This is a genomic window from Psychrobacter nivimaris (genome assembly GCF_009812035.1).
Lineage (GTDB): Bacteria > Pseudomonadota > Gammaproteobacteria > Pseudomonadales > Moraxellaceae > Psychrobacter > Psychrobacter nivimaris.
In genome coordinates this window covers 76,950-91,831 of sequence record NZ_VZIZ01000009.1, presented here as the reverse complement: position 1 = coordinate 91,831, position 14,882 = coordinate 76,950, and the positions used below count along the sequence as shown (strand labels likewise).

At 40.7% G+C, this 14,882-nt stretch carries 12 protein-coding genes; 3 read left to right on the top strand and 9 right to left on the bottom strand.

Annotated features, from left to right (window positions below; all coding sequences use genetic code 11):
• Positions 1–50: 50 nt before the first annotated feature.
• The 6 genes from panC to mazG all read right to left on the bottom strand — a co-directional run bounded on the left by panC (position 51) and on the right by mazG (position 6,091).
• Positions 51–953, bottom strand: a complete 903-nt coding sequence (panC, locus tag FQV37_RS04295; RefSeq protein WP_160021438.1) for a pantoate--beta-alanine ligase — start codon at positions 951–953, stop codon at positions 51–53.
• A 66-nt stretch (positions 954–1,019) separates the two neighbouring features.
• Entirely contained in the window at positions 1,020–1,820 is an 801-nt protein-coding gene (gene panB, locus FQV37_RS04290; RefSeq protein WP_160021437.1) for a 3-methyl-2-oxobutanoate hydroxymethyltransferase, read from the bottom strand.
• A gap of 119 nt (positions 1,821–1,939) precedes the next feature.
• Entirely contained in the window at positions 1,940–2,461 is a 522-nt protein-coding gene (folK, locus tag FQV37_RS04285) for a 2-amino-4-hydroxy-6-hydroxymethyldihydropteridine diphosphokinase (RefSeq protein ID WP_160021436.1), read from the bottom strand.
• Between the two features lies 1 nt (position 2,462).
• Entirely contained in the window at positions 2,463–4,685 is a 2,223-nt protein-coding gene (gene pcnB / locus FQV37_RS04280) for a polynucleotide adenylyltransferase PcnB (protein ID WP_160021435.1), read from the bottom strand.
• A 166-nt stretch (positions 4,686–4,851) separates the two neighbouring features.
• Positions 4,852–5,226, bottom strand: a complete 375-nt coding sequence (locus FQV37_RS04275) for a ComEA family DNA-binding protein (protein WP_160021434.1) — start codon at positions 5,224–5,226, stop codon at positions 4,852–4,854.
• The gene (gene mazG / locus FQV37_RS04270; RefSeq protein WP_160021433.1) at positions 5,210–6,091 is read right to left on the bottom strand and encodes a nucleoside triphosphate pyrophosphohydrolase; all 882 of its coding nucleotides are present in this window, start codon (positions 6,089–6,091) and stop codon (positions 5,210–5,212) included. Before mazG ends, FQV37_RS04275 begins: the two co-directional genes overlap by 17 nt.
• Before the next feature lie 234 nt (positions 6,092–6,325).
• On the opposite strand from mazG, the gene FQV37_RS04265 reads away from it, so the two are divergent.
• The 3 genes from FQV37_RS04265 to FQV37_RS04255 all read left to right on the top strand — a co-directional run bounded on the left by FQV37_RS04265 (position 6,326) and on the right by FQV37_RS04255 (position 10,792).
• Positions 6,326–7,810 (top strand): phosphohexomutase domain-containing protein, encoded by a 1,485-nt coding sequence (locus tag FQV37_RS04265; protein WP_160021432.1) that lies wholly within the window; start codon positions 6,326–6,328, stop codon positions 7,808–7,810.
• Positions 7,811–7,964: 154 nt separating this feature from the next.
• Positions 7,965–9,359 carry a glycosyltransferase family 4 protein gene (locus FQV37_RS04260; protein WP_160021431.1) on the top strand — a complete coding sequence of 465 codons (1,395 nt, stop codon included), beginning with the start codon at positions 7,965–7,967 and terminating at the stop codon, positions 9,357–9,359.
• Positions 9,360–9,370: 11 nt separating this feature from the next.
• Positions 9,371–10,792 (top strand): glycosyltransferase family 2 protein, encoded by a 1,422-nt coding sequence (locus FQV37_RS04255; protein ID WP_160021430.1) that lies wholly within the window; start codon positions 9,371–9,373, stop codon positions 10,790–10,792.
• A gap of 58 nt (positions 10,793–10,850) precedes the next feature.
• Here FQV37_RS04255 and FQV37_RS04250 read toward each other — a convergent pair whose 3' ends face one another.
• The 3 genes from FQV37_RS04250 to FQV37_RS04240 all read right to left on the bottom strand — a co-directional run bounded on the left by FQV37_RS04250 (position 10,851) and on the right by FQV37_RS04240 (position 14,864).
• The gene (locus tag FQV37_RS04250; protein ID WP_160021429.1) at positions 10,851–12,131 is read right to left on the bottom strand and encodes a UDP binding domain-containing protein; all 1,281 of its coding nucleotides are present in this window, start codon (positions 12,129–12,131) and stop codon (positions 10,851–10,853) included.
• Between the two features lie 25 nt (positions 12,132–12,156).
• Entirely contained in the window at positions 12,157–13,815 is a 1,659-nt protein-coding gene (gene pgi, locus FQV37_RS04245; RefSeq protein ID WP_160021428.1) for a glucose-6-phosphate isomerase, read from the bottom strand.
• A gap of 176 nt (positions 13,816–13,991) precedes the next feature.
• Complete coding sequence (locus FQV37_RS04240; protein ID WP_160021427.1) at positions 13,992–14,864, bottom strand: UTP--glucose-1-phosphate uridylyltransferase; 873 nt, start codon at positions 14,862–14,864, stop codon at positions 13,992–13,994.
• Positions 14,865–14,882 lie beyond the last annotated feature (18 nt).

The window sequence follows — 14,882 nt, the reverse complement described above, 5'->3', positions numbered from 1 at the left end:
ATCTACTCATCCAAGTCTATTATATCTAGTCTACTGCTACGTCATAAAAGCTAATTTACCACTACCAACTGATTGTCTAATAAGCGTGCTCGTCCTAGCCATGCTGCGACTAAAATAACGATGTTTTTGTTTTCTATATTAAAGGTTGTAGAGTCGCTCATAATAGAACCTAACTCATCAGTCTTTATTTCCAAATAATCAATAACAAAGCCTGCGTCACTAATACGTGTCCGCGTATCTACTAATAGCTTATCAAATGCTTGCTGACTAAGAGCCGTACTTTTCAAACTCTGCGCTAATTCTTGCAATGCTTGATGTAATACAGGAGCTACTTGTCGCTCATTTGCACTTAAGTATTGATTGCGCGATGATAGCGCTAAGCCATCATCAGCACGAACAATAGGCGCACCAATGATATTAATAGGATAACTCAAGTCACGTACCAACTGCTTAATGATAGCAAGCTGCTGATAGTCTTTTTGTCCAAATACTGCCACATCTGGTTGTACGATATTGAACAGTTTAGCGACAACAATACCAACACCATCAAAGTGTCCAGGACGTGATTGACCACATAACTGATTGGCAATAGCACCAGACAATACAGCAGTAGGTGGTGGTAATACTGGATACATCGCATCAATGCTAGGTGCAAACACATAATCTGCATCAACTGTCGCAAGCTTAGCCACATCTGCATCTAGTGTACGCGGATAGCTGTCAAAATCTTCCCCAACGCCAAACTGAGTGGGGTTAACGAAGATACTGACCACCACTACATCTGCATGCTGTTTGGCAATCTTTACTAGCTCAAGATGACCGTCATGCAGATTACCCATCGTTGGTACTAACGCAATGCGCTGCTGACGGCCCTGTTTGTCATTTTGCTGACCACGATAAGGCTGCAGCGCTTCACGTAGTGACGAGATATCATGATAAATAATTGGAGACATGATTACTTTTCTTCTATTCAAACGTTCTGTTGTTCAATAGCGTAAATAACTTTAATAACTTCAAAATCAGCTAAATTGGTGCTGCTCAGTCGGGAAGCTACCTTCGCGTACTGACTGCTGATAGAGCGCAAAAGCACCTTCGATACTGTGTGCACTATTGCGATCATCTGTTAAAAAATCATGGATAAAACGTGGCACTCGGCCATGCGCCATACCTAGCATATCGTGCATAACCAATACCTGACCATCAGTATCAGCTCCAGCACCAATACCGATAACTGGCACGGCAACCGCATCTGTCACTGCTTTTGCAAGCACGGCTGGAACACACTCTAGCACTAGCAGTGCAGCACCTGCAGCGACAACTGCTTTGGCATCGGCAAGCAGTTTATCAGCCGCTTCATCACCGCGACCTTGAATTTTATAGCCACCAAACACGTTCACAGACTGTGGGGTCAAACCAAGATGTACACAAGTTGGTGTGCCTGCTTGTGCCAAGGTCGTTACCAATTCACACAGCTCACTGCCACCTTCGATTTTTATGACATGCGCACCTGCTTGCATCAGCGTGCGGCTATTAGCAACGGCTTCTGGCAGTGTCACATAACTCATAAACGGTAGATCAGCCAATATCAGCGCGTGTTTGTTACTACGGGCAATATTGGCAGTGTGATAAGCCATATCATTGACTGTCACAGGTAGTGTTGAATCATGGCCTTGTACAACCATGCCCAAGCTATCCCCAATTAAAATCGTATCAATTTCGGCTTTTTCCATCATTCGTGCAAACATCGAGTCATAACAGGTCAAGCACGTGAACTTGGTACCGGCTTTTTTAAACTTATTTAGAGTAGATAATGTTGTCATATGACCCTCAATTAATCTGCAATGCCTTTGATTATCAATACTGGTACTATTCTAGCTATAATCGAGAAATCTTAGACCAATATCCCAATCACCTATTACTTAGCATTAGTTATTTATAATTAATCGCTTGATAGTAATGTTAAACCTGTCCAATCACGACTTTGTGAACAGTCACTTATCGACTTACCTGCGATGGTTAAATTTGGTGCCAACTCTCGCAGTGGTATTAAAACAAAGTTGCGCTCACTTAAGCCAGCGTGCGGTATCGTCAGTGTTGGATCTGTAATCTGTATCTCACCGTATAGCAAAATATCAACGTCCAGACTACGTTCACCCCAACGGCGTAAACGTGCTCGCTTGGCCATGCTCTCTAACTGCTGACAAAAAGCAAGCAGCTCATAGGGTGTGAGCGTTGTCTCAAAACCAGCCACTGCATTAACAAAATCTGGCTGATCTTGTGGCCCCATCGGTGCTGAAGCGTAAAAAGAAGAGACACTTACCTCACGTATCTGCTCATGTGCTCGCATCATTGCAAGCGCCTGCTGTAAATGATCGATTGGCGAACCCAGCTCATTAGCGAGGTTGCTACCCAAGCCCACATAACAGGTAACCCAGTTACTATTATCTGTACTGTTATCCATATTATGCGCTTTCAGTACTAGGCTGACGGCGGCGGCGCTTCGATGGTACAGGGCCTTTGTTATCAGTGACTTTCACAGCAGGCATCTGATCATTCGTATCTTGCTTCGCTTTAGCAGCCTTTGCAGTAGTTGCTTTTACCGATTTCTTGGCTCTCGCAGGTGCAGCGGTTTTTGTAGCGTCTTTGCTATCTACTGCCTTGCTACCTACTTCCTTTACACTTTTAGTATCGCTTTTATCAGTCGATTCAACTGCAGGTTTAGGCGCTTTTTTCGCATACTTCGCTGCTGGCTGTGCTTTGCCATTACTGCCCTTCGCATCGCTATTGCCTTGTACTTCGATATTGCTCGCACTATCTACAGTAGGTTGACGACGGCGACGCTTGTGCGGGATCGGCTCGTTATTCATACTAACTAACGCAGGTGATCTTGCGATCGAGCGAGCCGGTCTAGCTGATGCTTGAGCTTCTGGCTGGCTGGTATTAGACAGCTGAGTGCTACTATTTACGCGCTCGGCTTTAACCGCTTGCTGTGGTGCATCTTGATCGGTTGATGCTGGCTTTCGTACAGGTGCTTTGCTGCGCTTCGACGTATCGTCAGCTGACAGTTGCTTCTGCAATGGCGGCACAACATTCTCGTGCTCGATAACAAATAATGGCTTAGGCTTTACCTGTTGACTTGCCGATTGTTTGTTATTAGCAAGAGACAACTGCTGTAGCTGAGCAAGCTCGTTATTGTCTTGCTCTACTTGCTGCACATTGTGTCTGCTACTGTCGTTGCGGCCAGCTTTAGGTTGGCTGGCAGCGCGGCGGCGGCGAGCTGGAATATTTGACGAATCATTTACCATTGTTTGATCACTTCTACCTTTTTCAGCACGGTCATCGGCTTTGTTTTGCTTTGTACTGTTCTGATTAGGTGCTGCATTATCAGTAGTCTGTGTTTTTGATTCTTGACGATTACGTCCGCGACCACGTTGCCCTTTTTTATAAGCACCTCGGCGAATATTTTCGTCAAATTCATCAATCGCCTGCTGTTGCTCTTGTTCAGACAAGGTTTGATACGTCTGCCACCAGTCACCCATATCGTTGGTTGACTCTGATAGCGGATGCTCAGCATCGCCACATTGCTCACGCAATAACAAAAAGTCAAAGCCAGCACGGAAACGCGGATGCTCAGATAGCTGAACGATTTGCTTGCTACGCGGGGCTGCAAGTTTTGGCTGCAATATCCAGATATCTCGAATGAATTGCTCAGCAAATTTCGGAATAGCGGTTTTGATACGCTGACGGTCAATGACTTTACCAGCAGCATGCATTTGCGCTTCGGCAAACGGCATATTACGTTTCTTGGCTTTTGCCAATTGATGTAGGTAATTTTCCCACAGTAAGGCAGCATAGAAGAACGCAGGGTTGATACTCTTGCCTGCTGCAATGCGCTTATCAGTATTAATAGCTACCTGATTGACTAAAGCACTTGGCTCAGATGGTGGATAGATAATGAGACTATCAATCGCACCTGATTCAAACAATAGCGGTAACAGAGGTACTAGATAGCCACCAGTAAACATCTTTTGCGTTTCATCATAGAGACGATGCGGTGATATTTGCTCAAGCAGCGCCCAATTCCCATCATTAAATTGCTCAGACAACGCTTCATCAAACTCAAAACCTAACTTGGCTTTGAAACGTAAGGCACGGAGCAAGCGCACAGGATCTTCTTCGATACGTACTGGCGCATTGCCCAATAGACGAATGATTCTGTTATCAATATCATCAAGCGCGCCGCAGAAATCATGGACGATGCCTTTGAGCGGTTGATAATAAAGCGCATTAATAGAGAAATCGCGACGGGAGAAATCTTGCTGGATATCGCCCCAAACATTGTCGCGCAGAATCATACCGTCTTGATTGGTATTAGCATCATTGGTTGGTGGACCACGGAAAGTAGCAACTTCAATCAACTCGCGACCTGAATACACATGCGCTAACTGGAAGCGGCGACCGATAATGCGGCAGCGCTTACCAAAGACATCTTTAATCTCATGTGGCTTGGCATCGGTGACGGCATCAAAGTCTTTTGGGCGCAGACCTAATAAAGTATCGCGCACACCACCACCGACGATATACGCATCAAACCCAGCACGGGTCAATGTGGCAATCACTTCAGTAATGGAATTGGGTAATTCAGATTTGTTCAGTTCTAACTGCTTGGCGGCACGCTCGGCCATGCATCTACTCCTCGCCGGTATTCTTTAACTACCCCTGAATAACACAGCGTTTATCAGGCGGATGTACCCGCTAGTTTAACAAATTTTGGACCTACTGGGGGTGTTATGACATTTACTTACATGCTATTTTGTCAATATTGGGGTTAATTAATGCAAAACACCGTCATTAATCGCGCACGCTTAAACGTCTTTGGTTTTTTTCGACTGTTTTTGCACCGATACCTTTCACCTTTGCTAACTCATCCACCGTCTTAAAATCGCCAAACATATCTCGATATAAAATTATCGCCTGCGCTTTACTGCTACCGATACCATCTAACGAAACCAGATCGCCTTCATTGGCTCGATTGATATTGATGACTTTCTGCTCACGCGCTTGTGTGATAGATTTTTCTCTTGCGATTAAATACTCATAGGCACGCTGAGGGTCGTCAAAACAAGGATCTGCATTCGCATTACTGAGTGCGACCACAGACAATAGGAGACTAAAAGCGGTGGTCATCAGTAAGCTGACAAATGAAAATTTACGATGAGCGTTCATATTGTTTCGCCGCTTCCCACAGTGCATCCATTTCTATTATATCGCTGTCTTCAATACGCTTGCCAGCGAGTTCTAGCTGCTCCTCAATATAACCAAAGCGTGACTTAAACTTGTGCACGCAAGTTAAGGTTGCTGTCTCTGCATCGAAATTTAATTTGCGTGCGACATTGACCAGCGCAAACATACAATCACCCAGTTCCTTTTCAATATCAATAATATTGGCTTTGCTTATGTCATATCCAACAGCAGTTGTAGAACTATCTGTCAGCTCATGCTTTAGCTCAGCAATCTCTTCATCCAGTTTATCAAAAGCACCGCTAACACCTTCCCAATCAAAACCCAGTTTAGACGCTTGTTTTTGTACGTCTTGCGCTTGCATCAATGCACTACCCGCTTTGGTATTATCCAAACGGCGTTTTAATTTACCACGTGCCTCGCGTGATTGCTGCTCCTCCGCTTTAATCTCATCCCAGCGTACTTTTACCGCTGCATCGTCTGTTAGAGTTTCGGCTTCAAACACATGAGGATGACGACGAATCAGCTTCTCTTGTAGAGTAGTAATGACGTCACTCATATCGAAGCGCCCTTGCTCAGCATACATCTGACAATGAAACACAACTTGCAGTAGCACATCGCCTAGCTCGCCTTTGATATCTTCATCATCATCGGTTTGTACCGCTTCGCCTAGCTCATAAGCTTCTTCGATGGCATAAGGAATCAGGCTATGATTGCTTTGCTTTTTATCCCATGGACAATCAACTCGCAGCCGTGCCATCAATGCTAAAAGATCATCAAGCTGTCCTGTGGCTTCTGGTGTTCCTTGTACTGGTGCAGGCACTGTGATTTTATTATCAGGAGTATTCATAAGGGAGGCTCTTATTTTTGCTTATTGCTTAATGTAATAATTGTGGCTTATTCAATGTACAAAGGGGATAAAGCAATCAAATGCAGCTGTATACATGGCATTTCACGCCAGGTTAACGCTTTCACTCTTTTGTAATAAGTTGACGATAGTGTAGCATTGAACACTTATTAGCTTATAATTGTGCCATCTACCTTATTATTTTACCATTGCTCACGCGCAAGGAATTTTCTTATTATGTCTACTTCTACGACCATTATCTATCAGCCAAAAACTGAATTTAATCCTATTACGATCAGCTCATTCAAAGCTTATGATATTCGTGGTGAGCTTGGCGTTAATTTGGATGAAGAAATTGCTTACCGTATTGGGCGTGCTTTTGCTCAGATTTTGTATCAACGTTATCATGCCGCTAGCACTCAGCCCGATGATACAACGTCGCTACGACCTGCTATCGTTATCGGTAGCGACATTCGTCACTCGAGTGAACAACTAAAGCAAGCAGCGATCGCAGGTATGATGGATGCAGGCATCGATGTAATCGATCTGGGCATGAGTGGTACTGAAGAGGTGTATTTTGCCACCAGTCATTATCAGGCATTAGGCGGTATTGAAGTCACTGCCAGTCATAATCCTATCAACTATAATGGCTTAAAATTGGTCAAAGAGCATTCAAAACCAATCAGTGCCGATGATGGTCTGGCAGAAATTCAGGCGCTTGCTGAGTCTGGCAAATTCACGACTGACAATCCATCAGGAAAACTACAATTACTGACCGATAAAAGTACTTATGTCGATCATGTCATGACCTTTATCGATACTGATAAACTAAAGCCACTCAAGCTGGTCATTAATTCAGGCAATGGCAGCGCCGGGCCAGTGGTGGACTTATTAATTGAGAAGCTAGCACAAGCTAATACACATGTTGAAGTCATTAAGTTACATCATGCCCCTGATGGCAGCTTCCCTAACGGCATTCCCAATCCTATGATTGAAGCCAATAGAGTGGCTACCCAGCAAGCTGTTTTAGAACATAATGCCGATCTTGGTATTGCCTTCGATGGGGATTTTGACCGTTGCTTTTTATTCAATGAAAAAGGCGAATTTATTGATGGAAGCTATGTGGTCGGTATGCTCGCGCAAGCCTTTTTAAATAAGTACCCTAACGAATCTATCGTCTATGATCCACGAGTAATTTATAACACCGAAGCCGTTATTAACGACCATGGTGGCAACGCTGTCATTAGTAAATCAGGGCACTCTTTCATTAAGCAGGTCATGCGTGACTCTAGCGCTGTATATGGTGGCGAGATGTCTGCCCATCACTATTTCCGTGATTTTTTCTATTGTGATAGCGGCATGATTCCGTGGCTACTGACCATTGAGTTACTGTCTATCACGGGTAAAACCTTGTCAGAGTTGGTCGCAGGTTATATCGAGGCATATCCTAGCTCAGGTGAACTGAATTTTCGTCTCACCACTCACGATGCACCAGCTATCATCAACGCGATTGAAAAGAATTTTAGCGTGCAGAATCCAGTCAAATCAACGTTAGATGGCTTAAGTCTTAATTTTGGAGAATGGCGCTTTAATTTACGAGCATCTAACACAGAGCCACTTATCAGATTAAATATCGAAAGTCGTGGCGATAGGAAATTATTGGATACTAAAATACAAGAAATAAATGAATGGTTAGCAGCACAAGGTGCGAGGCCAGCTTAACCTTAGTTCTCCATAACCGTACTTCTGAATACTATGTGGCTATTTACAGCTAATAGTATTCAGAGTATCTCTTAAATTGATCTTACTCACTATGAAAGTATACTAATACCCAATGTGTGGAATGATTACTTAGTACAAAACCAAGGTAGATAGCTTGTTTTTACTCAATCAAATAAATGCTAATTACTATAAGTATCAGGCAGAAAAAGCCTATCGAAAAAAAGATTGGCAACAATGTATTTATCAGTTTTCTGGTACCTTAAAACATAAAGCCACACTAACAGACTTCCAAGCTGATATGTTTAATGATGCTAAAAAACAACTTCAGCTTGAGAACTTTAATAAAGGAAAAAAAATAGCCGTCTGTGGCTGGGATTTATCACATAATGCTGCTGGTAGAGTACTCACTTTAGCTGAGCTCTACCAGCATTGTGGATACGATATCTCTATTATTGGATGTGTCATTTCATCTAACCCCAAACGTCCAAAGCAACTGTGGGAGCCGATGCAGCTTTCAGATATTCTTTGCAGTTTCATAACAGTAAAAGATACTGCAGAACTAATTTATAAAGCCTTTGATTTCGTCCGATCACATCCTTTCGATATCATACACTTGTCAAAACCGCGATTACCAAACTTAATCATAGGTAGACTATATCAACTGATTTGGAATACTCACATAATTATGGATGTTGATGACGAGGAGTTAGGATTTGGTCAATTTGACAAGGGTTTTCTTCCAAAGAATACAGATATAACTAATATTCGTAGTGATTACTGGCTTAATAAAAGTGTCAGTTTGGCCAACACTTTTGATGCTATCACTGTATCCAATGCCGCACTACAGTTTAGATACTCAGGTACAGTAATCCCTCATGTTAGAGATGCTAATAAGTTTTTACCCTCAAAACAGCTTACTTTAGAAATGCGAAATAAGTATGACGTACCACCTGCACAGAAAGTATTATTGTTTTTTGGTACACCTAAACCACATAAAGGCATAATTGAGACTGCGCAAGCTCTAGCTCGAATAAAAGAAAACGACTTTTTGTTCCTCATTATCGGTGATTTTATTAGTAAAGCCTTTCAAGACAAACTCACAGCTATAAAAGGGGTTAATTTTAAGTTCTTACCAAACCAACCCTATCATAGTATCAGTAAGTTTGTTTCGATGGGTGATGTATGTGTCATCTTACAAGATACTGACTCAATCATTAGTGAGTTTCAACTGCCTGCAAAACTTATCGATGCTCTAGCCATGGGCTTAACTGTTGTATCAACTGAAACATCGGCTTTAAACTCGTTAATTGAAGCTGGAGTCATTATTCCAACTAATAAAGAACAGCTGCCATCTACATTGATACAGATATTTTCTGAGCCAAGCAGGTCAGCGTTTAACCGTGACTATTTTTTACAAAACCTAAGCACTCAAGTCTTTGTCCCAGTACTTACAGGCTTATTAAAAGAATTGCGATCACAGAACCATCCCATCTACTCAAACAAATGTTACGATATTATCACCTTAACTGAGTATCACTCATCTCCGTAGGACATATCCATATGCCTAAATTCATATTTAGAATACCTACTTATTATCAGCAAATCCAAAAACGCAATTTCGCGCAAGCTTTAGCCCTGTTGCCCAACTATCAATGGACATCAACAAGTAAGCGACGTTGGATGTGTGCACGGTTAGGTATTTATACCCCACTATTAGAAGCTGAGTGGCAAGGGGGTAGTGTCAGATCTGGTGTGGCTTATGTACAAGCACTATCAGCTTACGGCAAACTAGAGGAATGCGAAAAGGTTATTAATCGACTTATAAAAAGGCCAAACATATCCCGCTATTTGCCAGAGTTGATAAGAGAGCTTGCAAAGTACAACTTACCTCTAGCAATCAAACTTATACATACACTACCCACAACCAAGTTTACGATCTATCATCGTGCATTGCAGTCAGCCTATTTACTTCAAGGCACCACTAAAAAAAACCATCTAGAGAAATTTTTTGACTGTCAAAAATACATGGCTCATAAAGATTTAGTATCTAATAGTATTGAATACCCAGATCTCCTACTATTAGAGAGCAATTGGCAAGCGAATACTCATACGGATAAATTATATTATCTAAATAACTATCAATCACACTTTGATTTACCTAACTATGAAGTCATTGATGATAATGCCGCGTTTAACAGTCTAAATTTGCAAGTAGAAAATACCATTTATACCGCCCCCTTGTCCATGAACAAAGAAAAACAATTCAAGGTCAGTATTTTAACTACTATGTATAATGCAAGTCAGTATATTCGATCCACTCTAGAGAGCTTTCTAAATCAGAGCTGGCATAATATTGAAGTGATATTGATAGATGATGCCAGTACCGACGATAGTTTAAACATAGCGCAGGAAGTCGCCATCAAAGACACTCGTATAAAAATTATCCACCAAGAAAACAACACAGGTACCTTTTTGGCAAAAAATAACGGGTTAAAACACGCATCTGGTGAATTTATTATCTGCCATGATTCAGATGACTGGGCTCATCCTTTAAAGATTGAACAACAAGTAATGCCATTATTTTTAGACCAAACCTTAATGGCTACTACTTCAGATTGGATCAAAATTGACAATCGAGGCAATTACTTCGCCCGCGCAGCATTCCCTTATAAGCAAAAAAACCCGGCTTCTTTGATGTTTCGGCGTCATACTTTAAAATATATGTTACAAGATGATTTTTTATGGCAGCCTGTCCGTACAGGAGCAGACAGCGAGTTGTTTGAGAGGTTTAAGTTAGTATTTGGCAACCAAAGCATTCGTCACATTAGTAAACCATTAACGTTAGGGGCTCATCGCTCTGACTCATTGATGAATGCAAAACATACAGGCACCCAAAGTACTGACTCTCGTATTCAGAGACTACAATACTGGGAAAAATGGCGATTAGAACATATCGAGATGTTGCGACGAGCACACTATTAACTATATGCTCATTTACTTATCATATTGAAAATCAGTAGAAAACAATAGAAACAGCCATCTAGCCGATTCCTCGGCCAATGCCTGTGTAATAACCTTCTAACTGCTGAATTTCTACTCGCCTAAGTAGGTTTTTAGCATCGAAAATAGGAGTCTTATTCTGATTTATTAAGGAGATATCTGGACGATATTCCTCCGACCAATTTATAATAATAATAGCATCGATATGCTCAAGGTTCGCATAAGGAAAGTCGGTAAACTTCAGACGTTCATCAGAACTGTACTCTTCACTCAATTCATCTTTAGCTAAAGGATCGTAAACAGTCGTGATAGCATTGTGTCCCCATAGCAAAGGTAACACATTGTGAATCGCACTCCCTTTAGTTCTTCCTGTTCCTTCTTTATAACCAGCACCCCATATCATTATAGATTTACTGGCAATATTTGAATCGAAATATTGCCATAACTTACGGAAGATTAGTTCTTTCTGGTCATTATTTATATACACTACTTCATCAACAATATTGGCAGACAGCTTTAAATCTAGTAGGTGCTTTTTTAAAATCTCATTTTCTTTAGGTAACGTACTCCCACCGTACCCCCAACCTGCTTTTAAAAATCCTACGCCCAAGCGATTATCTAGTTTTAATAGTGATTCGACTTCTAACATGTCTACAGAACAGTGGTCAGCCAATCTTGCTAGCTCATTTATTAAACTAAGCTTACTGGCCATCAAATTCATCATGCAGCTTCGTGTAAACTCGATAGTTTTTAAGTTATGTAAGCAATAATTGTCGGTATGCTCTAAAAATGCTCTACAAACCACATTATCCTTAGCAGTTTTTTCTGTTTTCTCACCTATCAGCAATAATCTTGGCTTAATAGTGGCCAAAAATATTGAAGCATCATTAAGAAACACAAACGGAATATAAAATACATTTTCTGAAGTTAATTGTTCAGCAATGCTTTCTATACGGCCAATTTGGACAATACCACTCAAACACACATCGCAAGATTGATACTTTAAATAATCCAACACTGTCTGCTGAACATCATCTGTCATTTGATCTAGAAATAACCAGTAGGTATCGAAATTTATTGAAGGAAGAACCGCTTGATCAAATGTACAATATATCAGGCTACCATCGTCAAGACTTTTTTGCCATTGATTGCACAGTGTTTTATCAAATTGATATCGGCGTACATGCTCATCTGCTGATTTAGATAGAGCATAAAAGGTAACTGATAGCCCAAAATAAGTAAGAGCCATAGCTCCTGCTACTGCTTTAGCATTGTTACCAATAATACAAATACTACTTGCTTGTGTAGATGTTTTTTTCATAGTTTATTATCAGGGTTGAAGATAGTTATAGGTTGCAAATACGCTTGAGCAATGCATTCGTCGAGTCGTCATAATCTAAAGATTGTTGATGAATAGCATCATTTAACTGCTTTGCCATCACCTTACCAATTTCCACACCCCATTGGTCAAATGGATTGATTCCCCACATTACAGACATCACATAGACTTTATGTTCATACATAGCAAGTATCATGCCCAGTGTTTTTGGTGATAGCTTATCAATTAATATGGTAGAAGATGGTTGGTTTCCTCGATAGTTTTTGTGCATAGCAGACATTGCGCTACATACCTCTTGTAAATCGACAGCTTCATTGCCAAATGCTAAAACTCGACTTTGGGCTAAACAGTTGGCCAAACTTAGTTTATGTTGTAGTAGTAGCTGTTGGTCGATATCTTGACGCTCTTCGTCATAGCGATTGATGAAAGCAATAAAGTCACAAGCCACTTCTTGGGTACCTTGGTGCAGAAGTTGGTAAAAAGCATGTTGAGCATTTGAACCAACTTCTCCCCATAATATAGGACAAGTATTAAAAGTGATCTTTTGACCTTTTAAATTCACTGACTTCCCATTACTTTCCATCTCTAATTGAGTCAAATAGTTAGGAAAATATTTCAAACGCCCATCATAGGGTAGGATAGCATGAGCATTTATATCCAAAAAACTACTATTCCATACAGCGAGCAACCCCATCATAACAGGGATGTTATCTGTAAAAGGAGTTTCGATAAAGTGCTTATCCATTAGATGTGCACCTGCTAATAGCTCATTGAAATTTTTCATTCCAATTTTAATAGCAACTGTCAAACCAATAGAAGACCACATGGAAAAACGTCCGCCAACCCAATCCCATAGATTCAACTGATTAGCCTTATGTATACCCCATGCATTCATTTTCTTAACATTTGCAGAAATACCAATAAAGTGATTTCTTTTGATACTCTTCTCATTATCATAGTTATTAGATAACCATGCCAAAGCAGTCTGAGCATTTGAAAGTGTATCAGAAGTGGTGAAAGACTTAGATGAAATAATAAAGGCAGTAGTTTCAGGATTAAGCGTGCTTAACAACTTATCTAACTGTGTACCATCCATATTAGAAACAAAATGAGTTTCAATACAATTATAAAAAAGTCCTTCTTGTGTAATCTGTTCCTCTCCTGTCCATTCTGACAATGCCATACAGGTCATCAGCGGCCCAAGATCAGACCCTCCTACACCAATATTAACAACATCCTGGATAGCCTTACCCGAATAACCCCTCCAAGTGCCCGACGTCAATCTTTCTACGATAACGGCCATGCTATCCAAGCTTTGATGAACCTGTTTAGTCACATCAATGTCATCCACTATTAAACTAGCACCTTTAGGTAATCTTAAAGCAGTGTGTAATGCGGGACGGTTCTCTGTAGTATTTACTTTGTATCCAGATATCAACTTATCAATAGCATCACTCAAACCCATCTGCTCTGCAAATTCAATCAGTAATTTTTTAGTTGATTTGTCAATTAGTTGCTTTGAGTAATCAAAGCACACACCCTCAAAATCAATTAGTAAATCCTCCGTTCTTCTATCGTTATTTTCGAAAAGAGTTACTAAATCTGCAATTGTATTAGAGTGGTTAACCAATTTTTGCCATTGTGGAGCTAAAGTAGGATCATTCATGGCTTTGTCCAATATTGTATCTAAAAATATTTATATTCGTCGGCTTTATCTTTTATTTCCAATGAGCACTTAGCATGATTGTAAAGAACTATCGCCTAGGAGTTGTCACACATAGATTTATGAAGAGTAATAAAGAGAAATTTAAATATAGCGCAGACACTGATTTGATAGATTAACTATGTTTGTTGCTCAGAAAAATAAGCAAAAGCTTTGAGGTAGGTGGACATACTACCTGCATCAAAACTATCTCCAATCATGGTAGTTACATCAACTCTTGTTGATGCAATCAATGCATCAATAGCATCTGTCAGTTGAATTTCCCCTTTTTTATCAGGTGCTGTTCTATCTAAATAATCTAAAATCTGATGATCAAACACATACCGTCCCACTACAGCCAAGTTCGAAGGAGCATTTTTAGCTTCAGGTTTTTCTACAAATCCGGCAACTGCTATACTTTGGTTTACTTTAGACTTGCTATAAACTTGGTTCTGTCCATCTAATCTAGCAATACCATATTTATGGATATTCTCTTTTTCAACAGGATCAACAAGTATTTGAGAGTACCCAGTTTCAGAGAACTTCTGAGTCATATAGGCTAAATTTTGTTTTGCATAATTAGTTTTGAAAGGATCAATTACCACATCGGGCAGTAATACTGCAAAATCATGACCTTCGATGATAGGTCTAGCTGCCGCAACCGCATGACCAAGACCCAATCGCTTGCCTTGTCGTATACTAGAAATCTTCACATCATCAGGTAGCCATTGTAAATTATCTGCTAAAGATATTTTGCCATCATCACGCAAGGCTTCATCCAATTCGACATTGATATCAAAATAATTTTCAATAGCCTGCTTTTGTGGATGTGTGACCAATACGATATGCTTAATGCCTGCTGCAATAGCTTCTTCAATGACGTAGTGGATAACAGGAAGATTACCTAAGGGCAACAGCTCTTTGGGAATACTCTTTGACAAAGGTAGCATGCGTGTACCAAAACCGGCTACTGGTATCACTGCATGTCTTACTTTCCTAACTTTATTAGTCATATTAAATCCATCCCGCTA